22 protein-coding genes are annotated in these 24,357 nt (G+C 40.8%); 16 read left to right on the plus strand and 6 right to left on the minus strand.

Translation table 11 applies throughout. From position 1 onward, the window contains the following. Positions 1-138 precede the first annotated feature (138 nt). The 7 genes from rmuC to tatC all read left to right on the plus strand — a co-directional run bounded on the left by rmuC (position 139) and on the right by tatC (position 6,208). The gene (gene rmuC, locus ACWU4D_RS14690; RefSeq protein WP_456052352.1) at positions 139-1,671 is read left to right on the plus strand and encodes a DNA recombination protein RmuC; all 1,533 of its coding nucleotides are present in this window, start codon (positions 139-141) and stop codon (positions 1,669-1,671) included. Positions 1,672-1,756: 85 nt separating this feature from the next. Then, entirely contained in the window at positions 1,757-2,524 is a 768-nt protein-coding gene (gene ubiE, locus ACWU4D_RS14695) for a bifunctional demethylmenaquinone methyltransferase/2-methoxy-6-polyprenyl-1,4-benzoquinol methylase UbiE (protein ID WP_456052197.1), read from the plus strand. Positions 2,525-2,534: 10 nt separating this feature from the next. Next, positions 2,535-3,140 (plus strand): ubiquinone biosynthesis accessory factor UbiJ, encoded by a 606-nt coding sequence (locus ACWU4D_RS14700; protein WP_456052198.1) that lies wholly within the window; start codon positions 2,535-2,537, stop codon positions 3,138-3,140. After that, positions 3,137-4,774: a ubiquinone biosynthesis regulatory protein kinase UbiB gene (gene ubiB / locus ACWU4D_RS14705; protein ID WP_456052199.1), complete on the plus strand. Its 1,638-nt coding sequence runs from the start codon at positions 3,137-3,139 to the stop codon at positions 4,772-4,774. Before ACWU4D_RS14700 ends, ubiB begins: the two co-directional genes overlap by 4 nt. Before the next feature lie 58 nt (positions 4,775-4,832). Beyond that, positions 4,833-5,063, plus strand: a complete 231-nt coding sequence (tatA, locus tag ACWU4D_RS14710; RefSeq protein WP_456052200.1) for a twin-arginine translocase TatA/TatE family subunit — start codon at positions 4,833-4,835, stop codon at positions 5,061-5,063. 8 nt (positions 5,064-5,071) lie between these two features. Continuing rightward, a complete protein-coding gene (tatB, locus tag ACWU4D_RS14715) occupies positions 5,072-5,425 on the plus strand; it encodes a Sec-independent protein translocase protein TatB (RefSeq protein ID WP_456052201.1) in 354 nt (117 codons plus the stop codon). Between the two features lie 33 nt (positions 5,426-5,458). Further along, positions 5,459-6,208: a twin-arginine translocase subunit TatC gene (gene tatC, locus ACWU4D_RS14720; protein WP_456052202.1), complete on the plus strand. Its 750-nt coding sequence runs from the start codon at positions 5,459-5,461 to the stop codon at positions 6,206-6,208. Between the two features lie 13 nt (positions 6,209-6,221). Here tatC and ACWU4D_RS14725 read toward each other — a convergent pair whose 3' ends face one another. Beyond that, positions 6,222-6,983, minus strand: coding sequence for a TatD family hydrolase (locus ACWU4D_RS14725; protein ID WP_456052203.1), 762 nt, complete (start codon positions 6,981-6,983; stop codon positions 6,222-6,224). 187 nt (positions 6,984-7,170) lie between these two features. Here ACWU4D_RS14725 and hemB point away from each other — a divergent pair, with 187 nt between their 5' ends. From hemB to ACWU4D_RS14740, 3 genes are all read left to right on the plus strand, one after another. Continuing rightward, entirely contained in the window at positions 7,171-8,220 is a 1,050-nt protein-coding gene (hemB, locus tag ACWU4D_RS14730) for a porphobilinogen synthase (RefSeq protein WP_456052204.1), read from the plus strand. 643 nt (positions 8,221-8,863) lie between these two features. After that, positions 8,864-11,662: a DNA polymerase I gene (polA, locus tag ACWU4D_RS14735; protein ID WP_456052205.1), complete on the plus strand. Its 2,799-nt coding sequence runs from the start codon at positions 8,864-8,866 to the stop codon at positions 11,660-11,662. A 190-nt stretch (positions 11,663-11,852) separates the two neighbouring features. Beyond that, positions 11,853-11,900, plus strand: coding sequence for a hypothetical protein (locus ACWU4D_RS14740; RefSeq protein ID WP_456052353.1), 48 nt, complete (start codon positions 11,853-11,855; stop codon positions 11,898-11,900). Positions 11,901-12,396: 496 nt separating this feature from the next. On the opposite strand, the gene yihA is transcribed toward ACWU4D_RS14740, so the two are convergent. Then, positions 12,397-13,065 carry a ribosome biogenesis GTP-binding protein YihA/YsxC gene (yihA, locus tag ACWU4D_RS14745; RefSeq protein WP_456052206.1) on the minus strand — a complete coding sequence of 223 codons (669 nt, stop codon included), beginning with the start codon at positions 13,063-13,065 and terminating at the stop codon, positions 12,397-12,399. A gap of 133 nt (positions 13,066-13,198) precedes the next feature. On the opposite strand from yihA, the gene ACWU4D_RS14750 reads away from it, so the two are divergent. From ACWU4D_RS14750 to hemN, 5 genes are all read left to right on the plus strand, one after another. Then, positions 13,199-13,816 (plus strand): c-type cytochrome, encoded by a 618-nt coding sequence (locus ACWU4D_RS14750; RefSeq protein WP_456052207.1) that lies wholly within the window; start codon positions 13,199-13,201, stop codon positions 13,814-13,816. A gap of 152 nt (positions 13,817-13,968) precedes the next feature. Next, the gene (locus tag ACWU4D_RS14755) at positions 13,969-14,607 is read left to right on the plus strand and encodes a class I SAM-dependent methyltransferase (RefSeq protein WP_456052208.1); all 639 of its coding nucleotides are present in this window, start codon (positions 13,969-13,971) and stop codon (positions 14,605-14,607) included. Beyond that, positions 14,607-15,179: a Der GTPase-activating protein YihI gene (gene yihI / locus ACWU4D_RS14760; RefSeq protein ID WP_456052209.1), complete on the plus strand. Its 573-nt coding sequence runs from the start codon at positions 14,607-14,609 to the stop codon at positions 15,177-15,179. The genes ACWU4D_RS14755 and yihI overlap by 1 nt, the downstream gene beginning before the upstream one ends. Before the next feature lie 6 nt (positions 15,180-15,185). Beyond that, positions 15,186-15,653 (plus strand): DUF2489 domain-containing protein, encoded by a 468-nt coding sequence (locus ACWU4D_RS14765; RefSeq protein ID WP_456052210.1) that lies wholly within the window; start codon positions 15,186-15,188, stop codon positions 15,651-15,653. A 160-nt stretch (positions 15,654-15,813) separates the two neighbouring features. Then, complete coding sequence (gene hemN, locus ACWU4D_RS14770; RefSeq protein ID WP_456052211.1) at positions 15,814-17,202, plus strand: oxygen-independent coproporphyrinogen III oxidase; 1,389 nt, start codon at positions 15,814-15,816, stop codon at positions 17,200-17,202. A 96-nt stretch (positions 17,203-17,298) separates the two neighbouring features. Here the strand turns inward: hemN and ACWU4D_RS14775 are convergent, their stop codons facing one another. The 4 genes from ACWU4D_RS14775 to hemC are packed head-to-tail and all read right to left on the minus strand — an operon-like array spanning position 17,299 to position 21,425. After that, positions 17,299-18,483: a heme biosynthesis HemY N-terminal domain-containing protein gene (locus ACWU4D_RS14775; protein ID WP_456052212.1), complete on the minus strand. Its 1,185-nt coding sequence runs from the start codon at positions 18,481-18,483 to the stop codon at positions 17,299-17,301. Then, a complete protein-coding gene (locus ACWU4D_RS14780; protein WP_456052213.1) occupies positions 18,483-19,721 on the minus strand; it encodes a uroporphyrinogen-III C-methyltransferase in 1,239 nt (412 codons plus the stop codon). The genes ACWU4D_RS14775 and ACWU4D_RS14780 overlap by 1 nt, the downstream gene beginning before the upstream one ends. Further along, positions 19,718-20,476 (minus strand): uroporphyrinogen-III synthase, encoded by a 759-nt coding sequence (locus tag ACWU4D_RS14785; protein WP_456052214.1) that lies wholly within the window; start codon positions 20,474-20,476, stop codon positions 19,718-19,720. The genes ACWU4D_RS14780 and ACWU4D_RS14785 overlap by 4 nt, the downstream gene beginning before the upstream one ends. Positions 20,477-20,480: 4 nt before the next feature. Continuing rightward, positions 20,481-21,425: a hydroxymethylbilane synthase gene (hemC, locus tag ACWU4D_RS14790; protein ID WP_456052215.1), complete on the minus strand. Its 945-nt coding sequence runs from the start codon at positions 21,423-21,425 to the stop codon at positions 20,481-20,483. A gap of 351 nt (positions 21,426-21,776) precedes the next feature. Here hemC and ACWU4D_RS14795 point away from each other — a divergent pair, with 351 nt between their 5' ends. Next, the gene (locus ACWU4D_RS14795) at positions 21,777-24,308 is read left to right on the plus strand and encodes a class I adenylate cyclase (RefSeq protein WP_456052216.1); all 2,532 of its coding nucleotides are present in this window, start codon (positions 21,777-21,779) and stop codon (positions 24,306-24,308) included. The last annotated feature ends 49 nt before the right edge of the window (positions 24,309-24,357 follow it).

Here is a 24,357-nt window from a genome sequence, read left to right on the forward strand (position 1 = left end):
TATGTTGCCGTGAAACTAGTTCGCTTGTCTAGTGCTACATTTCAGTTATTTAGTGCCAGTAAAAAGTGAAAAGCTGGACATTTATCCAGTATCTGAATACCATTTTGATATGCATTTAGCCTAGGAACCTTATCTATGATGAGTTGGATTGTTGAGCACCAGCAATTTTTGATTACGATTTTAAGCAGCGGCTTCATTATGGGTGGGGTGGTTTTTATTTGGCTTAGCCAGAAGGCTCGATTTCAACAGCGGCAATGGGAGTTGCAACTTGAAAATACTCAGCAACTGAATCAACAGCACGTTGATCAGTTAAGCAGAGAGTTGGCTCAAGCTCAAAGCGAACTGAATGAGTTGGATCAGGAGCGTGACAAAGCGGCATTTGAACTGCAACAGGTCCACGGCAAGTGGGCTGCGACTGTGGAAAAATTGCGATATTTTGAGGAAGTAAAACGCGAACGTCACGAGTATATGGAAGAGTTGGCTCTACTGCGAGAGCAAAACGCCAAGCTCGACTCAAAAAATCGAGAGCAGCAAGCGCGTTTTGATTTGCAATTGGAATCAAGCCAGGAAAAGTTACTGCTTTTGGAAAACGCTGAAGAGAGGCTAAAGCAGCAATTTGAACATTTGGCTAACCAACTATTTGAGGTAAAAACTGCAAAAGTCGATCAACAGAACAAACAGAGCCTTGATGGACTATTAACACCACTCAAAGAGCAAATTGAAGGCTTTAAGAAACAAGTAAATGATAATTTTAGCCATGAAGCCAAAGAGCGCCATACCCTCGTCCATGAATTAAAAAACCTACAACGGCTGAATGAGCAGATGTCAAAAGAAGCGCTCAACTTAACTCAGGCGTTAAAAGGTGACAATAAACAGCAAGGGAATTGGGGAGAAGTCGTCCTCGCGAGAGTTTTAGCTGAATCTGGTTTGAGAGAAGGCCATGAATACCATACGCAAGTTAGCTTGCAAGATGAAGCTGGGAAGCGCTATCAACCCGACGTTATCGTCAACTTACCTCACGATAAACAAGTCGTTATTGATTCCAAAATGGCACTACTGGCGTACGAACGGTATTTTCACGCAGAGACAAATCAGCAAAAAGAAAAGGCGTTGAATGATCATATACTTGCTTTGAGAGCACATATTAAAGGCCTTAGTTTAAAGGATTACCATAAGCTAAAAGGTATTTCGAGCCTCAATTATGTGCTGATGTTTATTCCAGTAGAACCCGCTTTTCAGGTAGCAATTCAAGCTGCGCCCAATTTGGTCAAAGAGGCGATGGAAAATAATATTATTTTGGTTAGTCCAACAACACTGCTAGTAGCCCTTCGTACCATTGATAATCTATGGCGCAATGACAAGCAAAATCATAATGCCAAGGTGATAGCGAATAAAGCCAGTAAGCTATATGACAAATTACGTTTATTTGTGGATGATATGGAGCAACTTGGCGCTTCTTTAGAAAAAGCAAACCAATATCATCAAGGGGCTATGAATAAGCTGACGACGGGAAGAGGGAACGTAATTGGACAAGCAGAAAGTTTTAAAGAACTTGGTGTCGAAGTTAAGCGCTCAATATCTTCTAAGTGGGCTGATGCTTCTCAACAAAATGCTTTAGTTGAAAATGCCGCTATCACGGAAAGACAAGAAGCTGAGGATAAAGTAAACTAGATTAAAACTGCATGAGGTAGGTTTCTGGTTTTGTTTAAAAAACCACCCATGCTACGTTCAGTACTATTTGAATGGTAGGTATCGAGTGCAACAAGAAAAAGTAGTAGACGACCAAGAAACAACGCATTTTGGTTTTGAAACGGTAGCAAAAGAAGAGAAAGTTCAGAAAGTCGCCGAAGTTTTTCATTCTGTTGCTGCAAAGTACGACATGATGAATGACTTGATGTCAGGTGGAGTACATCGGCTCTGGAAGCGCTATACCATTGACTGTAGTGGCGTGCGACGTGGTCAACGCATTCTTGATCTTGGTGGTGGTACTGGTGATCTGACAGCGAAGTTTTCTCGTATTGTTGGTGAAACCGGTCATGTCATCTTGGCAGATATTAACAATTCAATGTTGAACGTTGGCAGGGATAAGTTACGCGATAGTGGTATTGTCGGGAATGTTCACTATGTACAAGCTAATGCGGAAGAACTGCCATTCCCAGATAACTATTTTGACTGTATCACCATTAGTTTTTGTTTACGCAATGTGACCGATAAAGATGCGGCTATTCGATCGATGTATCGTGTGTTAAAGCCGGGTGGGCGCTTGTTAATCCTTGAGTTCTCTAAACCAATTCTAAAACCTTTATCGAAGATTTATGATAATTATTCATTCCACATTTTACCCAAGATGGGACAGGTTATTGCGAATGATGCGGACAGTTATCGCTATTTGGCGGAATCGATTCGAATGCATCCTGATCAAGAAACATTGAAAGGAATGATGGATAATGCTGGGTTTGATAACACCATGTATTTTAATCTGACAGGCGGAATTGTTGCCTTGCACCGTGGCTATAAATTTTAAGGGGTCTTGTATGCCGGTGACACCGCTGATTACTGCATCCATTGAAGTCGTATTAAATAGATTGATTCAAGATGATCCAGCTTTAGGGCGCCAACTTGCTCGAATGAAAGGTAAAGTCATTCAACTTCATTTAAAAGAATTATCGATGACGCTTACTTTTGTATTTAGTCAGCAAATCGATGTTCTAGCGGACTATGAAGGGGATCTTGATTGTTATCTTTCACTTTCTCTAGCCACTTTGCCTCAGCTAAAAGAACAAGCCAATATCACTCAATTGATTAAGCAAGATAAGTTAATTCTTGAAGGTGATATGCAGCTTGCTCAAAAGTTTGCCCAATTAATGAGCGACAGTAAGCCGGATTTAGAAGAGTGGCTTTCGAGGTTAACTGGTGATGTGGTGAGTCATACACTATGCCGAGGGGTTAAATCGGTGAATGCTACGCTAAAATCGTCGATGAAAAAGCATCAATCTCATTTGGCTCAGGCTATTACAGAAGAATGGCGCATTGCTCCAGCGCCTTTAGAGATCGCCCACTTTTGCGATCAGGTCGATGATGTTGCGAGTCAATTTGCACGGATTGAGTCACGTTTTCGAACAATCACGGATAAAGTATGAATCTCAGTGAAGTGAAGAGACTATATCGAATTGTAAAAGTACAGCTTGAGTATGGGCTTGATGAGTTATTACCCGATCACCAGTTGCTTAAAACCCCTCTTCTGGCACGCAAAATGTTATTTTGGTTGCACAATCAGCATCCAGAAAAACCAATAGGAGAGAGGCTCAAAGCCGCGTTGCAAGAGCTTGGTCCGGTCTGGATTAAGTTTGGTCAAATGATGTCGACTCGTCGTGATCTTTTCCCTCCCCATATTGCTGATGAATTAGCTCTTCTCCAAGATAAGGTTGCCCCTTTTGATGGAAAACTAGCAAAAGCCCAAATTGAAGAGTCGATGGGAGGCCCTGTTGAAACATGGTTTGACGACTTTGATATTGAACCTCTTGCCTCTGCTTCTATTGCTCAAGTTCATACTGCAAAGCTGAAGTCCAATGGTCGAGAAGTGGTCATTAAGGTGATTCGTCCGGATATTCGCCCTGTAATAACCGCGGATATTAATTTGATGTATCGTATGGCTCGTATTGTCTCCAAAGCGTTACCTGAAGCTCGACGCCTAAAGCCTGTCGAAGTTGTTCGCGAATATGAGAAAACGTTATTGGATGAATTGGACCTACGTTTAGAAGCGGCGAATGCGATTCAACTGCGTCGAAACTTCACTAATAGTGAAGAACTCTATGTCCCTGAGGTTATTTCTGAGCTTAGTAATAAAAATGTCATGGTTTCTGAGCGAATATATGGCATTCAGGTTTCCGATATTGAAGGGTTAAATGATAACGGAACTGATATGAAGTTGCTTGCCGAGCGTGGCGTTAGTGTATTTTTCACTCAAGTGTTTCGTGATAGCTTCTTTCATGCAGATATGCACCCTGGAAATGTTTTTGTTAACCCAAATCATCCAGAAAACCCACAGTGGATCGGCTTAGATTGTGGGATTGTAGGAACCTTAAACAAAGACGATAAACGCTATTTGGCCGAGAACCTTCTCGCTTTTTTCAATCGAGATTATCGCAGAGTAGCGCAATTGCATGTGGACTCAGGTTGGGTACCATATGATACCAATATAGATGAGTTTGAATCGGCGATTCGAGTCGTGTGTGAACCTATTTTCGCAAAGCCCTTATGTGAAATTTCATTTGGTCATGTGTTACTTAACCTGTTTAAAACTGCACGTCGGTTTAATATGGAAGTTCAGCCACAGTTAATCTTATTGCAGAAAACACTGTTGTATGTCGAAGGGTTAGGGCGTCAGCTTTATCCACAACTTGACCTATGGTCAACGGCAAAACCATTTTTGGAAAAATGGATGATGGATCAAATGGGGCCAAGTGCCGTGATTAATGCAATCAAAGATAAAGCGCCATTGTGGGCTGAGAAGCTGCCGGAATTGCCGGAGTTAGTATATGAGAGCTTACAACAAAGTCGATTGATGAGTCAGCGAGTTGATAAAATTTATCAAAGCTATACTCAGACGAGCCGCAACCAAACAACAGGGCGTTTCTTTTTTGGTGTCGGCGCGACGTTGATCCTCTGTGCTGTGATTTTATTAGAGGGTAAATATTCTGACTTTTCTCTCATATTGGGAGGCGTGGGCATCGCAGCTTGGTTATTTAGTTGGCGTAGTTATTGTTACAAATAGAATTTGTGTTATAAGTTATTATCCGATTTTAGCGAATATATGAGGAAAGGTAGATTTTATGGGTATGAGTATTTGGCAACTGGCTATTATTGCAGTTATTGTTGTACTGTTATTTGGTACTAAAAAGCTTCGTGGTTTAGGCGGCGATCTTGGCGGTGCTGTGAAAGGATTCAAAAAAGCAATTGCTGATGAACCTCAAAGCAAAGAGAAAGACGCAGACTTTGCCGAAAATAACCTAGAAGATAATGCTAAGTCGGCTGAATTCAGCGACAAAAAAGATAAAGAGTAGACTTTATTGTGTTTGATATAGGCTTTTGGGAGTTAGTGCTTATTTCGGTGGTCGCTCTTGTCGTATTAGGGCCAGAACGTCTACCTCATGCGATTCGTACCGTATCGAGAACGATTAATGGTGCCAAGCGTATGGCCAATAGCGTGAAAGACGAGCTTGCTCATGAGCTTAAAATTCAAGAGTTGCACGAAAATTTGCGCAAGGCTGAAGAGACGGATTTAGCGAATCTTTCCCCGGAACTTCACGAGTCTGTTGAAGCACTAAAAAAGGCGGCACAAGATGTACAGAGGCCTTATTCAAAACCTCCTGAACAAGCAGAAAGTACTTCCCAACCAAAGAAAGATACTTCTAACGCCGAGTAACTTTGGTTTCATTGATACAGCGACGAGGCTCTCATGTCCACCTCAGAACAAGGACTTCCTTTAATTGGCCACCTGCTGGAGTTGCGCAATCGCTTATTGCGTAGCATCGTTGCAGTATTGGTTATTTTTGTTTGTTTGGTTTATTTTTCAGATTCGATCTACGAGTTTGTCTCACAACCTTTAGTTGAACGTCTGCCAAATGGCGCGACGATGATTGCAACCGATATTGCTTCGCCATTTTTTACACCATTAAAGTTGACGATGATCGTTTCCGTATTTGTTGCGGTGCCGTTAATCCTATATCAGGTGTGGGCATTTATCGCACCTGGTTTGTATAAGCATGAGCGTCGACTGGTCGTGCCGCTTTTGTTTTCGAGTTCGTTGCTCTTTTATTGTGGTGTTGCGTTTGCTTATTATGTTGTTTTTCCACTTGTTTTTGGGTTTTTTACGACCATTGCACTCGGTGGCGTAGAGTTCGCGACGGACATTGCTAGCTATCTCGATTTTGTCTTGGCGCTATTTTTGGCTTTCGGTATTGCATTTGAAGTTCCAGTTGCGATTATTCTGTTGTGTTGGACAGGAGCGACAACGCCGGAAGATTTGGTGTCTAAACGTGCCTATATTGTCGTCGCGGCGTTTATCGTTGGAATGTTTTTAACGCCTCCAGATATTATTTCTCAAACACTATTGGCTCTTCCAATGTGCTTTTTGTTTGAAGTCGGAGTCTTTTTTGCGCGATTTTATCGTCGTCGCGATGACGACGATAGTATCGAAACTGAGTAAAATTAGTGAGCTTTTACAGTTGGAATAGGGTCCGAGCTGTTTGAGTTGTGATTGTGTCAACCTGTTGGATACTGAGCTCTTTTAGTTCAGCAACTCGTTTAGCCACCAGTTGTGTATATGCTGGTTCATTGCGTTTTCCCCTGTGAGGCACTGGTGCTAAATAGGGGCAATCCGTTTCTAGAATGAGATAATCCATATTTAAATGAGGGATGACTTTATCCATTCCTCCATTTTTGAATGTAGATACGCCACCGATTCCCAAATGAAAGCCAAGTTCGTTGATCGCTTTTGCTTCCTCTAAACTGCCACCAAAACAATGAAATACGCCTCGAAGTTTGCCATCTTGTTGTTGTGTAAGTAATTTGATGGTTTCTTGCATTGAATCTCGGGTATGAATTACAACGGGTAAATTACGCTGCTTTGCCCAATCCAGTTGACGAGTAAATGCAAATTCTTGCTCAGCCTGGAAGGTCTTATCCCAATAAAGATCGATGCCAATCTCTCCAACAGCAATAAAGTTATGCTGGTCAAACCAGGACTCTATAGTCGCGAGTGTTTGCTCAATATGATTATCGACATAACATGGGTGTAATCCCATCATCGAGCGACAAATATTTGGGTACGCGCGTTCAGTCGCGATCATTGGCTCAATTGAATCAAGGTCTATATTGGGCAATAAAATAGTATCAATACCTTGCTCCAGAGCGCGTTGAATCACTTGTTCACGGTCTTGATCAAACTCTTTTGCGTAAACATGAGCATGGGTGTCAATCATTGTATGCAGTATCCAAGCAGTATGTGGTGAAATTGAGTATAAGGGATTGTGAGATAGAGATCATTTTTTCAATTATTCGTTGTTCTCGGCTGGAGTATGAAACATACAGTGTTATGATTTCTGTAGAATTTTACAAGCCTGAAAGCCAAACTGAGCTTTCAAAGGTAAGTTAACTAAGGAGTAGAATGTGTCAGTATCCATCCAAGGTGAATTTCCCAAACGCCGGATGCGTCGGTTACGTAAACATGAATATACCCGTCGTTTGGTCTCGGAGAATCAAATTTCAGTGAGCGATCTGATTTACCCTATGTTTATTTTGATGGGAAAAGATCGACGAGAGAGAGTCGAATCTATGCCTGGAATAGAACGTTTATCAATCGATTTAATGCTGGAAGAAGCGCAATATTTGGCTCAGCTTGGTGTTCCTACCATCGCTCTTTTCCCCGTTGTTGGTCAAGAAGTCAAAAGCCTGGATGCTGTAGAAGCATACAACCCTGAAGGGTTACTGCAGCGAGCGGTTCGTATGCTTAAAGAGAAAGTGCCTGAAATGGGGGTGATGACGGATATTGCGTTAGACCCTTTTACCACTCATGGCCAAGATGGGATTATTGATGACACCGGTTATGTTCTCAATGAGGAAACAACCGAGGTGCTGATAAAACAGGCTCTTTCGCATGCAGAGGCTGGTGCGGATATTGTCGCTCCATCCGATATGATGGATGGACGTATTGGCTTGATACGAGATGCATTGGAGACCTCTGGGTTTATTCATACTCAGATTATGGCGTATTCGGCTAAATATGCGTCGAATTACTATGGTCCGTTTAGAGATGCAGTCGGTTCGGCTTCAAACCTCAAGGGAGCAGATAAGAAAAACTATCAAATGGATCCTGCAAATTCAGATGAAGCACTGCATGAAGTCGCGATGGATATCAATGAAGGTGCAGATATGGTCATGGTAAAACCTGGTATGCCATATCTCGATGTCGTACGCCGAGTGAAGCAGGAATTGCAAGTACCGACGTTTGCTTATCAGGTCTCTGGTGAATATTCGATGCATAAAGCCGCAATTGATAATGGATGGTTGAAAGAAAAAGAAACGGTCTTAGAGTCATTGTTGTGCTTTAAGCGCGCTGGGGCTGATGGCATATTAACGTACTTTGCCAAACAAGTAGCCGAGTGGATGGCAGAAGATAACGCAAAAGCAGCCCAATATTTAAAAGAGAAAGGTGAATAAATACATAGTTAGTGATTGAGTATATATGAACGTGTATACATCTTTTTAAATATTAATGATATTTATTCTCATTAAGTGTTGACATTTAAATGAGAATGGTTATTATTTAGGTGTCTTGAGGGAAAAGGGATTCAAGAAAAGTTACGATAACGCACTATTTATCATTAGCTTTGATTGATGACTTGTAGACCGCTTGACACGACATTGCTCACATTGCTTCCAGTGTATTTATAGCTTTATCAGAATTGGTTAATATAAAAACGTTTTCTGTGTTTTGCTAGGCGACATTCTTAATTGAATGTCGCTTTTTTTATTTCTATTAGTGAGAAAATGTGTTCAATAATAGTGCACAATAAGAATTTATCCACAGAAATTTATCAAGAAAATAACTGGTTATATTTACATATTTTTAATATTTAACGTTTTAAATCAATTGTTTGATTTGTTTAAATACTTGTTGATTTATTGTTCCAAAGTGATGCAATGTAAAGTATAAACAGAGTTATCCACAGAGTAGCTCTTATGAATATGGATCTTTTTTCGTAATAGAGAATGAAAATCGAGCTTCAACATGGAATCGCTTTGCGACTCATGGCATCCTAGTGCGCTAACGTTAATGACGCTTTTTGGATACCTATAGACTATGGCTCGCATCCCAGATAAACCTCTAATTTTGATCGATGGCTCTTCTTATTTGTACCGTGCATTTCATGCTTACCCAAGCACGATGAGCAATGGTGATATCCCGACCAATGCGGTTTATGGGGTACTTAATATGATCCGCAGTTTAATGCGCCAGTTTGCTACAGAGCATTTTGCTGTCATCTTTGATGCGAAAGGTAAAACTTTTCGTGATGATATGTACCCTGAATATAAGGCGAACAGACCATCGATGCCCGATGAGCTTCGTTGCCAAATTGAACCTCTTCATAAAATTATTAAAGCGCTTGGATTACCCCTTATTTGTGTCGAAGGCGTTGAAGCGGATGATGTGATTGGAACACTGGCTAGTCAAGCATCACAAGCGGGTATTCCAGTACTCATTAGTACTGGAGATAAGGATATGGCGCAACTGGTCGATGAAAATGTCACATTGATTAATACTATGACTAATGTTGTGATGGATCGAGAAGGTGTTGTTGATAAGTTTGGTATTCCACCTGAACTGATTATTGATTACTTAGCGTTAATGGGTGATAAGGTCGATAACATTCCAGGTGTTCCTGGAGTCGGAGAAAAGACCGCATTGGCACTGCTACAAGGCGTGGGTAGTCTAAATGAGTTATATGAAAACTTAGATAAAATAGCCCCACTTGGTTTTCGTGGTTCGAAAAATATGGCGAAGAAATTGGAAGATAACAAAGAGAATGCCTATTTATCTTACCAGCTAGCCACAATAAAGCTGGATGTCGCATTAGATTGCACTCCAGAATCGCTAACAAAATCCCAACCAGATAAAGACCAGCTTGTTGAGCTATACGGTCAAATGGCCTTTAAATCTTGGCTTAATGATCTTTTAGAAGGCGGAGACGGGGTTGTTCAAGCAAATGAAAAATCCGGTCGTATAACGGTTTCGAACAAAGACAACACTAGTGTTTCTACTCCAATAACCACAACGAAAATTGATCGTAGTGGTTACCAGATTGTGTATTCAAAAGAAGAGTTCGCAGTTTGGCTTGATAAGCTGTCGAAGAGCTCACTGTTTGCATTTGATACCGAAACCGATGGTTTAGATTATATGACAGCAAATCTCATTGGCTTGTCATTTGCGACGGCGGAAGGAGAAGCAGCTTATGTTCCGGTTGCTCATGATTACTTAGATGCGCCGGTCCAATTAGAACGTGATTGGGTAATTGCTCAGTTGAAACCGCTGCTTGAAGATGACCAACTTGCTAAGGTTGGACAAAATCTTAAGTTTGATATGAGCATATTAGCCCGTTATGACATCGAGTTACGTGGCATTCAGCACGATACTATGCTTGCTTCTTATGTACTTGATAGTACTGGTGGTAAGCATGATATGGATAGCTTAGCACTGCGTTTTCTTCAACATAGTTGCGTCTCTTTTGAACAAGTGGCTGGCAAGAAGGGCAAAAACCAACTTACGTTCAATCAAATTGATATTGATGAGGCTGGAGTCTATGCAGCAGAAGATGCCGATGTAACGCTCGGCTTGCATCATGCGATTTATTCTCGCCTTGAGCAGAGTAGTGGAATGGATGATATCTATAAAACTATCGAAGTTCCCCTAGTGCCTGTTTTATCTCGTATGGAGCGGACTGGTGTGCTTATTGATGACATGAAGCTAAATGCGCAATCAAGAGAGATTGCGATACGTCTTGATGAGTTAGAGCAAAAAGCGTATGAAATGGCGGGGAAAAAATTCAATTTAGGTTCACCTAAACAGCTCCAAGGTATCCTGTTTGAAGAGATGGGTTTGCCTATTATCAAAAAAACGCCATCAGGCGCTCCGTCAACGAATGAAGAAGTATTGCAAGAGCTCGCTCTGGATTATCCACTTCCTAAACTGATTATTGAACATCGTGGATTAGCTAAGTTGAAATCTACCTATACTGACAAGCTGCCTAAGATGATTAATCCAGACACTGGAAGGGTGCACACTTCTTATCATCAAGCGGTCACCGCGACTGGGCGTTTATCATCAACCGATCCAAACTTACAAAATATCCCAATCAGAAACGAAGAAGGGCGTCGTATTCGACAAGCGTTTATAGCGCCGGTTGATTGGACATTGGTGGCTATCGATTACTCACAGATTGAATTGCGTATTATGGCTCATTTATCGGGAGATAAAGCGCTTCTCGATGCTTTCAAACAAGGTAAAGACATACATAGTGCAACCGCAGCTGAAATTTTGGGGATTTCTATAGATCAAGTGAGCAGTGAACAGAGACGTCAGGCGAAAGCGGTCAACTTCGGGTTGATCTATGGAATGAGTGCCTTTGGACTTGCTAAACAACTTGGGATTCCACGAGGTGAAGCTCAGCATTACATGGACACTTACTTTGAGCGCTACCCTGGCGTGATGCAATATATGGAAGATACCCGTTTACAGGCGAGTGAAACAGGGTACGTTGAAACCATATTTGGGCGTCGACTCTATTTACCGGAAATTAAGTCTTCGAATGGTATGAGGCGTAAAGCAGCTGAACGAGCTGCTATTAACGCTCCAATGCAAGGAACGGCGGCAGATATTATTAAAAAAGCAATGCTGCTCGTTGATGAATGGATTCAACAAGAAGGTCAAGGAAGAGTGAAGTTGTTAATGCAAGTTCATGATGAGTTGGTTTTGGAGGTTCAGGACCAGTACTTGTCAGAGATTGAAAGTAAAGTACAGAAATTGATGGAATCTGCCGTGGAATTAGATGTTCCTCTTATTGCTGAAGTTGGAAGAGGTGTCAATTGGGATGAGGCTCACTAGTTGGAATCTAGCTATATGGTGGGTTAGTTAGGGTTTTCCTATTGTTGATTGATTATTTTCAATGAAAAAAAAGAAATGATAATTCATATGTTTATGTAGTTTTACATAAAAAAATGAAAATTAACTACATATAAAGTTTGATCTTTTATCAGAATACTGTAAATTAATAGTCGTAGGGTACAGAGGTAAGATGTTCTATCTTCCAGACCTTTTGTTTCACGTTATTGGATTAAGCTAATTCAGCCGCCTTGATCAACTTTTGGTCAGGGCGTTTTTTATTGTTGTAACTTATTGTTTTTTATCTTTAAAATCTATTCTTATTTTGAGTTTGACCTCATCTTTTGTGCTTTTTGAATCTAATAGTCTCGTCTGTTATTGAATTAACCTATGTGTTAATTAAAGTGATTAAATATCACATTTATGTAATATGCTGTATGTCTCATTATCAATTAATTCTGTTTGTGAAGTAAGTCTTTTTGGGCGGATATTTGTTTTAATATTTAACTATTATCAATAGCTTATTGGGTATTTTGTTTTTACGAATAATGTGACGTGGAAGATTGAAAGTCTCTGAGGTTTAAGGGATGCTGACTACATAATAACGTAAAACAAAAGTATATCTCTCCCGTTACCCCACCAGGATGGTGGGGTTTTTTGTGCACGGAGTATTTAAGTTACAAATAGTCTGATAGTGTGTCGTCGGCTAAAAAAATTAAGAAGGGAGTCAGTTCATTTTATTCCGGCTCATCGCCGTTATGTGATTCTAAATCGACAGTTTCTTCGTTTGACTCTTCAATCAGTGCAGGGGCAAACCATTCATCGAGCTTGTGGCGTAGGATATCTACCCCTATACCAGAAAGTGACGAAAAAAGATCGATTCTCACATCTCCTCCAAAACTTTTGGAGTCGTTACGAACTTTCAATAATTGAGCTTTTCGAGCGCCACTTTTCAGTTTATCAGCTTTGGTTAACAACACTTGCACTGGGATATTACACTCAACGGCCCAGGTAACTAATTGTTGGTCTAACTCTTTCATTGGATGGCGAATATCCATTAGAACCACTAAGCCTTTTAAAGATTCACGCTTTTGTAAGTATTCTCCAAGTGACTTTTGCCACTTCTTTTTCATTTCGAGCGGGACTTGTGCAAAACCGTACCCTGGAAGGTCGACGATGTGACACTTATCCGTTACTTTAAATAGATTAATAAGTTGCGTTCTACCCGGAGTCTTACTTGTTTTAGCTAAAGATTTTTGGTTAGTCAGTCTATTTAATGAACTTGATTTACCGGCATTAGAACGCCCAGCGAACGCAATTTCAATTCCGTCATCATCGGGAAGATGGCGAATATCAGGTGCACTCGTGATGAAATGCGTGTTTTGGTAGTGAATTTTTGCGCTCAATGTTAACTCCATCTAGACTTTTAGTTGTCAAATGATTACTTTTTGTTTAATTAGTGTAAAATTACCGTGCTCGTTGTAAGGAATAAATTATACCACGAGAGTTCTGGAAGCTTGATAATTATAACGGAATGTCATGAAGAAATTAGTACTCATCTTAGGTCTTTTAGCCAGTTGCTCTGCTTGGTCTCAAGGTAGCGTAGAAGCTGGTAAGGCCAAATCACAAACGTGTATTGCCTGTCATGGTGCCGATGGCAACAGTACGATAACTAACTACCCCAAGTTGGCTGGTCAGCACGAAGCCTATCTTAAGAAACAATTAGAAGATCTAAAACTCGGTATGAGTAGCAATGGGGCACAAGGTCGTTTAGATCCTGTAATGAGCGCGATGGCATTGCCTTTAAGCGATCAAGATATGGCAGATCTAGCGGCGTATTATGCATCATTACCGATGTCAGAAAACGCGACACCTGAAGATGTAGTCGATAAAGGTAAGGCTTTATATTCTGCTGGGGACTCAGATCGAGGCTTGACTGCGTGTATTGCGTGTCATGGCCCACGTGGCTTTGGTACAGAATTGTCAGGTTTTCCTAAAATTGCTGGTCAGCAAGCTGATTATGTTAAACTTCAATTACAGAAGTTTCGTGATGGCACGCGGACAAATGATTTGAATGGAATGATGGGAGATATCGCTAAAAAGTTAACTGATGAAGACATTGAAATTCTGTCTAAATACGTTGGTGGGCTTCACTAGTTAAATCTACTGTTGTTTATTGATATTAAAATGGCTCGGGTGGAATGCTCGGGCCATTTTTGTGGCTAAGTTTTGGATAAAATAGTACTTTTGTTCTCCACTCTAGTGGCTGTTTCTGGTATCTTGCGCATCCCTATTATCAGGAGATGATTATGCAGCGATGTTCGTTGTGCCACCAATCTCTAGGTGAAGTTTACCACCGAGACAAACGGCGACAATACTTACAGTGTCCTACATGCAGTTTGGTTTGGGTAGATGTCAACGACCGCTTGGATGCAGAAGCAGAAAAAGCGATGTATGATTTGCATGAGAATAATCCTGCTGATGAGGGATATCGCCGGTTTCTATCTCGCTTTGCAACCCCAATGTTAGAGAAACTTTCGGCAAACAGTTATGGGATTGACTTTGGTTGTGGTCCTGGCCCAACACTATCAGGAATGATGGAAGAGCATGGTCATAACGTCGCATTGTACGATATATTCTATTATCCTGACGAAGCGGTATTGCAAGATCAGTATGACTTTGTAATGGCAACTGAAGTGATAGAACATTTACATCACCCTGATAAAGTATGGCAGCAATGGCTGTCTATGCTTAAGGTGGGTGGTTGGCTTGGTGTAATGACCAAGCAAGTTATAGATAAAGACGCCTTTGTTCATTGGCATTATAAGAATGATCTCACGCACGTTAGTTTTTTTAGTCGAAGTACGTTCAACTACTTAGCTAAGCGAGATAATTTAGCCATTGAATTTGTGGGAAATGATGTAGTTTTACTGAGGAAACTCCAGTAATGAGTCGAAATAAAAAAGTAAGATCCACCGGAATTGATGATGTTATTGTGATTCGTCAGCGTTCAGAAAGTGATGTTGAAGGACGCTTGCGAAAAAAATCTAAAAAACGTAAGGGATTAAAGTCTGGTGCCAGACATTCCTTAACGGATGATAACTTGGGAAAAGCATCGAAGAGCGGGAATCGCGATCCTAGGCTAGGCAGTAAAAAGAAAATTCCTTTGATTGTTGAGCCAAAGAAAAAACCAACTAAAGCCGAGCGTTTAGTCTTAGCAGAACAGGAGTTGGCTCAAATTGAGAGTGATGCTCAATTTAATGTGTTACTTGCTCGCCTGGATAATGGCGAGAAGTTAGGTGTAGGTTTGCAAACCTATGTCGACCAGCGCCTAGACCGTATTGAAGCCTTAATGAAAATATTGGGTATTGATATGGATGAAGAGGTTCAGCTTGAAGATGAAGATGAACAAATGGAAGCTCCAATTGTTGCTAAAGAGCGGAGTAAATCTTTGAAACGTGATGATGATGATCTGTTATCTGATTTTGAAGACACCAACTTGGATGAATGGAAAGGGTAATTGGATATGAGTCTTTCTCTGTTGGTTATCGTTGGAGGCTGTATTGTAATTTGCCTTGCGTGCTATGCAGGTTACCTTCTTTTACAGCTCAAAAAGCAAAAAGAAGAACAGCAGAAACTGCACGAACAAGCGATAGAAAAACGGAATGCGAATATTTTTGAACATGTTTCTACTTTGTCCTTGGTTGGTATTCAAGGTCAGTGTGATTTGTCGGAGATTTGTATTCGGGTATACTGCATTATGGAGTATCTACAGGGCCCGCAGAGAATCAAGCTAGAGAACGCTTATCCTTCCATTGTCGAGTTATATAATGTTGTAAAAGACATGCCTCGAGGTGAGGAGCGTAGCAAGCTTCCAAAGAAGACTCGCATGGAACAAAATTTAGTTCGTATGAAAGCAGAAACTCGCTTATCTGCTGCTATTATAGAAGAACTAAAAGATCTTCACCAGCAAGTACAATCTTCTAATAACTAAATTAGTACTGATTCAGTGTGGGGATAAAGTCGCACTTCAATCAGTGATCTTGGTGGCAATTTACTATATTTATTACTCATTTGTGTTTTGTCATTCATCGAATTCTCACGTGATTGTGGCAAAATAACCTTCGTGCTCCGTATACAGGGATAAAACTATAATGAATGGATCTGAGGCCAATCGTCAGCAAATTGTTTGGGATCAGCAGATGTTGGATAAGTATAACTATTCGGGCCCCCGTTATACTTCTTATCCAACTGCGATAGAATTTCATGAAGCCTTCACTATTGCTGAATTTGATATGGCATGTGCCAAGTATCCGGACCGTCCTTTATCGTTGTATATTCATATTCCATTCTGCCATAAGCTTTGTTACTACTGTGGCTGTAATAAAGTTATCACTCGGCATTTGCATAAAGCCGATGAATATCTCGATATTCTAGAGGTAGAGATCCAACAACGAGCTTCTTTAATGCAAGGAAGACGTGTGAGTCAGTTGCATTTTGGAGGAGGGACGCCAACTTTCCTTTCTAAATCTCAACTTAGTCGTTTAATGACCTTGCTTCGTGACGAGTTTACATTTGAGTCGGAAGCAGAAATTAGTATAGAGATAGACCCACGAGAAATTGAGCTCGATATTCTTGACCACCTAAAAGGTGAAGGATTTAATCGTGTAAGTATTGGTGTTCAGGATTTTGATAAAGAAGTACAACAACTGGTCAATCGTGAGCAAGACGAAGATTTTATTGTTGCTTTGGTGGAACGCGCAAAACAGCTCGGTTACCGCTCAACCAACTTAGATTTAATCTATGGTTTGCCTAAACAAACCTTGTCTTCATTTAAATATACCTTAGAGAAAGTCATCGAGATGCAACCTGAGCGTCTCTCGGTATTTAACTATGCCCACATGCCACAATTGTTTTCTGCACAGCGAAAGATTAAAGATGCTGATTTACCAAAGGCAGAAGAGAAGATGGAGATCCTACAGGCAACCATCAAGATGTTAACGTCGGCGAAATATCAGTTTATTGGTATGGATCATTTTGCGTTGCCAAATGATGAATTAGCAGTTGCTCAGCGAAAAGGCGTGTTGCATCGAAACTTTCAAGGTTATACAACTCAGGGAGAGTGTGATTTGATCGGGTTTGGTGTTTCAGCCATTTCTATGGTTGGAAATGTATATGCGCAAAACCAGAAAGATCTCAAAACGTATTACGCTAAAGTGAATGAGCAACGTCATGCTCTTTGGAAAGGGGTTTCTCTAGATAAAGATGACTTGGTGCGTCGTGACGTTATTAAAGAATTAATGTGCAACTTTTCGTTAGATAAGCAGAAAATTGAAGCGAAATATAATCTCGATTTTAACCAGTATTTTAATCAAGATATGGAGTTATTAACGAGTTTTGTTGCCGATGATCTTGTTCGAGTCGATAACTCGTCAATTGAAGTAACGGCAAGAGGCCGTTTGTTGATTCGAAATATTGCTATGTGTTTTGATAGTTATTTACGTTCTAGGGCAAAGCATCAACAGTTTTCTCGTGTGATATAGGGTTTCTGTTGGAGTTAAGAGAGCGATATCTAATTGAGTAGATAATAAAAAACCAGCGATTACGCTGGTTTTTTGGTTAAGGCTAATGGAAGTAGACTACTCTGATGGGCTTATTAACGCCAACGCTTTGCGGCTAACATCACTTGCAGCTAATGCCATATCTTGTTTTTCCAATACTTCTGCAAGATAACTATAATCAGCAACATTACTACGCATAGCTAACGCAGCCTCAAAATGCTTCTGAGCTTCAGGAAGCATATCCTTTTTCATATAGAGTCTTGCAAGAGCACTATGGGCTTCTGCGTTGTTACTATTTTTATTTACTGCAGTTTCGAGTAAGACAACAGCAGGGTGCATGTCCGGTAAATCTAGCTCAGTCACTAAACTATAAAGATCGGCTGATGGGTTCTTCTTGAGTTTTTCTTTCAAGAACGTGAAGGCATCAGTATCTGCATTTGCCCCAATTAATGCCTGTATAAACACGACAATAATTTTGCTGTTGTTTTTCGCAGCTTTCGGTAATTGACTCCAGCGATCAAGTATTACGTCGCGTTCTTTGGTTTCAGCAGCTTGCTGCATAAAGCCGATTTGAGCTTGTTCCATTAGCTTTTCAAATTGGCTAAGAGAGAGCAGTTTGTTGCGCTTCAAGCGTGGTAATAACTCCATCAGAGGAGCCCATTGCCCTAATTGTAGATAACATTGCTTGAGCATATTAAGCAAGCGTGGGTTATTTGGGTATGGCTGAGAGAGCTTGGTTAAAATGGCTACAGCATTGTCAAATGCCCCTTCATGGATCTGTTGCTTAGCCTTAGTCAGCTCAACTGCCAACATAGAGTTACTTTGCTCAGATGCAAGTTTCAGGTAGTGATCTCGTTTTTCTCTATCACCCATTTCTTCAGCAGCTTCAGAAGCAACAAGGTAGCAAAGTAGAGGCATATCGTGATGATTCGCCCAACGAGTAACTTTTTTCTCAGCTAATTTCCAATCACCTTCTACTAACTTGATTATCCCTTCATTAGTAAAGCGACGAGAGCGTCTAAGTTTACGAACGGTAAACCAATTCCAAGTATTGGACGTGATACTGAAAATTTTCTTGAGAATTATCTCGATAACAAAAAATGCAGCAAAAAATGCAGCGATAAAGACCACCATTGTGGTGACGCTCATCTCTAGCGTTTTATTTGCGATAGAAATGAGGACATAACCTTGTTGCCCTGTGAATTGGGTACCGACATACAGCCCCAATCCAAGAAGAACAAAAAGTATCATCAGTTTTAGCATCAGTTGTCCTCCTTGATTAAGCTTGTGACTTCACGGCGTAATCGCTCATTAATTACGTCTGAAAGGAGGGATTGAGTTTCAAGCTTAACTGGGTAATCAACTTGGATTGTTTGCTCTGATAGTTCAGTAATCATTTGATCAAAGTCAGCAACATCTTTGCTTTCGACGCTGAAATAGTCTTTGGACCAAGTTAGCGTTGTTTTTAGCGCAGTTACGTAAAGCTCTTGTTGCTCGTCGTATACCGCTTTAATCGCTGAAGATAGCTGTGATTTCACATTTTCACGTAAATAGAAATGTTGCTCTGGAGTGAGAAGAGGAGTGACATTGCCATCTCGAGAACGGAATGTGATGAAGTTATCAGAGAAACTTTTCAGTGAAGTGAGTAGGTTGTCTTTCCAATTGTTTATATCGTTAGATACTTCGGCTTTTTCTGCATCGGGTGCATTTGGTAAAATTGCATTTGCCAATGGAAGACTGTCGACTTTATCTTGAAGAGTGGTCAAGCGAAGTACTAATCCCGCTGTATCGACAAGAGGAACCGCTTTTAATGTGGTAATGTCGTTTGCCATAGCTTTACGCAAAGGGACTAGACTTGGGTCATTCAGTGCAGCGATGCGTTGATCGGCACTTTCCATTAAGTGTGTTGCGGTTACGACATCACGCTCTAAGAATAGTTTACGTCCGGTCAGCTTAACTAAATAGTCGGCTTCGGCAAGGAGCCAATCGTTAGTACGACGACCTTTTAATTCAGCAAAAGCGCGCTGTAAACTTTCTAAGCTCTTTTGATGTTGTGCAAGCTCGACTTCTGAGCGGCGTTCGACATCAGCGGCTTTCTTTTCAGCGGCTAGCGCTTTCTTTTCAGCCTCTTCAGCTTTATCTTGCGATGAGCTTAATTGAGAGTTGGATTGGCTGAGTTTGGCTTCTAGAGATTTAACGGTATTATTCACCGATCCCATTGTTGCCTGATAATCTTGGGTCATTTTATAGGCGTAACCTGCCGCACCACCACTAAGTATGATAGCAATAATGATAGCAACAGTGCCGTACTTAGCACCACGTTTAGCTTGCTTTTCAAGAGCGGCAAAATCTTGCGCTTTATCGTTAGCAGGCTTTACTGGTTCTGCGGTTTTTTTGGATGACGGCTGGGCTGATTTAGACTCAGTTGGCTTGGAGCTCACGTCGACCTTTTTCTGGTTATCTTCCGTTTCAACTTCAGGTTTATTATTTTTACTGGTCATTGGGTCTTCCTGTCATTTCTTGGCTGGAGTGCAGCCACTAAATCTGAATTACTGGCGCTTCCGACAGCAATCGTATTCCTAAATCCCGTGCTTTGAGCTAAACGAGCGATACGTCCGCTAGGCACATAAATTGAGAGAGAGAACAACCAGTGGTGATAACAAACTGGAAGTTGAGATACTAATAACTCAAGTTGTTCATAACTGGTAACGATAATACTGTCTATTTGTCTATCTTGCCACAATGTAACATTGGATTTTGCATAAAAAGCACGAGGTACTCTTTGATATACTTCGCGATAAATGACATTGGCACCGCGATCACGTAGTGTTTCTGCGAGTAACTCTCTGCCTCCATTCCCGCGAAGGATTGCAATATTTAACCCTGATACTGCTGCAAGACTGATTTCTTCAAGTAAATGTTCACTATCACTCACTTGAGGATAGTTTACTTGTTGTTGACTTAATTTGCTCAACAGTTGAGCTGTTTTTTGACCAATGGCGAAATATCGCGTATCGATTGGCCAACTTTGATTGTTCTTTCTCAACAATTGGTCACAAAACTGAACCGCATATTGACTAACAGCAATTACAATATCGACTTTATCGTTATTTGGCTCAAGATGGAACAAAGGCTGATTGATTTCTGTCGCCACTAAGTCGAGCATGGGATGCAAAATACAATTTATCCCATGTTTGCTTAAGCTTTGACATAGTGCTTTACCTTGTTCTTCGGGACGAATAACTAAGACATTCATTGAATTAGTGTTTTTCTTCATCACTATAAAGGCGATCGAGTATTTCTTTTGCTCCTTGATCAAGCAGTTTATTCGCCAGTTCAATACCTAATGCTTCGGCTTCTTGGCGTGGCCCTTTAATATCGTTACTCACAATTTTTGTACCGTCGGGTTCACCAACGAGTGCTCGTAACCATATTTGATCGCCTTGAAGCACTGAATAACTCCCAATCGGAACCTGGCAACCACCTTGAAGGGTATTGTTCATTGCTCTTTCACAAAAGACTCTATCGGCAGTATCTTGATGGTGTAAAGGTGCTAAAAGTTTATGTAAGCGATCATCATCCAAACGACATTCTATTCCGACGGCACCTTGGCCAACTGCTGGAAGTGATTGCTCTGGTTCGATAAAGCTTGCAATACGGTGCTCTAGTTCAAGGCGTTTAAGGCCCGCTGCTGCAAGGATAATGGCATCGTAGTTGCCTGCGTCGAGTTTACCTAAGCGAGTCCCAACATTGCCTCGCAAATCTTTTATAATGATATCTGGGCGATCGGCTTTTATTTGACATTGACGACGTAGACTACACGTTCCTACTATCGCTCCTTGAGGAAGTTGCTCTAACGATGTGTACTTATTCGAAACAAAAGCATCTCGAGGGTCTTCGCGCTCACAGATTGTCGTTAAACCTAACCCTTCTGGAAATTCTACTGGTACGTCTTTCATTGAATGAACGGCTAGGTCTGCTTTATCTTCAAGCATTGCAGTTTCGAGTTCTTTTACGAATAACCCTTTACCACCTACTTTCGCGAGTGGAGTATCGAGAATAATGTCACCTTTCGTGACAAATGTAACCAGTTCGACTTCAAGCCCTGGGTGAGCTTCTTCAAGCGCATCTTTTACAAAATGAGCTTGCCATAATGCGAGTGGACTTTTACGAGTAGCAATGCGAATTGGTTTATTAATTGTCATAAGGGCCTACAGCTGAATAAATGATATGTGTCATCCTAACATTCTTGAACAACAAAGCAGAAGTTTGACGTGCAACCTCTCGCTTAATGAGATAAATGTAACGGGTCTATTTAAAATTATGTGAAATAGATCGTATTTATATACTAGGCTTATGATTATTAAGCTAAGGGATTTATGACACTATACTGGCGTCATTATTTATTGTTAATTAAATCCTAATATGTAGGAATGTTGGTTAGGTATGAACTTTACCAACCGAGCTAAAAGTGTTACATTGATCACGTTTTTAGGCCGAGTTGGCCATGCTCTAGATCATTGATGTTGAGTTAAGTTAATTCTGGGAAATATCGCTTGCTGGCTTACACGAATCTATTAATTCAGAGACTGGATAATCTCAATGAGCAACGCACTCAACGTGCGCTAGCTCTAATGGATTTACAAAGCCAACATGTCTTTCATCTTATCCCCGTCCTTTTTCAATTTAATCACCCATTGATTCCTGGTTACCACAACGACAGTACGCCTTCAGGTGTATGGGGTTTCGAACCAAATGGGTCACAACTTAAGTTTATTCATAATACTGAGATCACGTTAGGGAAGAAGCTCCCGAAAATCACAGAACCTCAGATACTCGCACTTTATACCATGGGAAGTACCTCTTCGATTGGTCAAAGCACGTCGAGTGATATCGATGTTTGGGTCTGTGTTTCATCCTTAATGAGTGAAAAAGAACGTGAACAATTAGGTTATAAATGCCAAAAGGTTACAGATTGGGCAAAAAGTCTCGGCGTTGAAGCTAACTTTTTTGTGATGGATGAGAAGCGCTTTCGTTCAAATTGTTCAGATGAACTGTCTGGTGATAACTGTGGTTCATCATTGCACCTACTCTTATTAGACGAGTTCTATCGTTCAGCAGTTTTACTTGCTGGTAAGCGATTATTATGGCAAATCGTTCCTCCAGAGATGGAGGATTGTTATGACGAATATGTTTCTCGCTTGTGCCAAGAGTCATTCATTAATTGTGATGATTGGATTGATTTTGGTCGTTTAAACCATATTCCTGCAGAAGAGTATTTTGGTGCCAATTTATGGCAGCTATATAAGAGTATCGATGCGCCTTATAAATCAGTGCTAAAGGCAATCTTACTTGAAGCTTATACTTGGGAGTATCCGAATACTCAGCTTCTAAGCATTGAAACAAAGCGTCGTTTCTTTATGCATGACTCCGACCTTACGGGGATGGATGCGTATTCTCTAATGTTAGAAAAAGTGACGAATTATCTCGAATCTATTGGCGATCATTCTCGTCTCGAATTAGTACGTCGTTGCTTTTATCTTAAAACACATGAAAAGTTGTCTCGTCAACCTGGATTGGGCTCTGTCGCATGGCGTCGTAGAGTGCTTGAGAGTTTAGTTGGTCAATGGCAATGGAAAAGCGACATTGTCGAAGAATTGGATAACCGCCGTAATTGGAAGGTTGGCCAAGTGAAGGTTATGCATAGTGGTTTACTTGATGCATTAATGCTGAGTTATCGTAATCTGATTCACTTTGCGCGCCGGAACCAGATTACGTCATCGATCAGTCCAGAAGATATTTCAGTATTAGCCAGAAAGTTATATGCCGCATTTGAAGTTCTCCCGAGTAAAGTCACATTGCTCAATCCTCAAATTTCCCCCGATTTACATGAACCTGATCTAACCTTTATCGAAGTACGTCCTGGGCGAACTAACCCTCATGGGTGGTATCTTTATAAGCAGCCCATTTCAGCCGAACGGATGTTTGGTCAGCGCTATTTAGAACATAACGAATATTTGAGTAAGCTCGTTGCTTGGGCCTTTTTTAATGGGCTGATCACAGAATCGACCCGTTTGCATTCTGTTGTTCGGGATGCACAATTAGATATCGATAAGTTTTACCAAATGGTAGGGGATTTACGTAATACCTTTTCATTACATAAACACCGCCCAACGATGCAAGCATTGGCCAGTCCATGTGAGATTAATCAGCTCGCGATGTTTATCAATTTTGAAACCGACCCTACGATTGAGCTGTCAGGTCGATCACTAAAAGTTGATTTGAAAAATATTGATATCCTAAGTTATGGCGAAGAAAAAAAGTGCTTAGTGACAAGCATTGATCTCGTTTATCGTAACTCCTGGCAAGAAGTACGCTCACTTCACTTTAAAGGTGAAACTGCAATGCTTGAGGCATTGAAAACAGTGTTGAGTAAGATGCACCAAGATGCGTTACCACCCGATTCAGTCGATGTGTTTTGCTACAGTAAAAATCTACGTGGTGTGATGCGAAATGCGGTATATCAGTTATTGGCTGAGTGTATTGATTTGCGCTTGCGACCAATGGAACCAGAAAAGCGACGTCGATTTAAAGCTGTGAGAATTGGTGACCAGATGCATGGTCTCTTTTTTGAGCGCCGTGGTGTGTCTGTTAAGAAATTAGAAAATTCGATCGACTTTTACAGCAGTATTTCTACGAGTAAGCTTAAAGGCTCTCCATTGCTGATGCTAGATAGTGATCAAGAATATCCGTTACCTGACGTCATTGATGGGTTTGCGAGTGAAGGGTTGGTTCAGTTCTTCTTTGAAGATACCGATACTGGCTTTAATATTTATGTTTTGGATGAGAGTAACCGAGTAGAGGTATACCACCAATATAGTGGGACGAAAGATGAAATGATCCATAGTGTGAATGGATTTTATACGTCTTTAAAAGATGATAATAAAGTATCTTCAAAATTTATTAACTTTAATTTACCTCAGTATTACCAAATCATTCATCCTGAAAGTGAACCAAGCTACATTCTACCTTACCGCAGCAATATGCTTCCTACATCGCGCCTTAGTTCGGTGGTAAATGGCTCTTAATTTCTAAGTGCAGAACATACCATAGAAAAAAGGAGCGATGCTACGCTCC

The organism is Vibrio phycocola, from assembly GCF_053850235.1.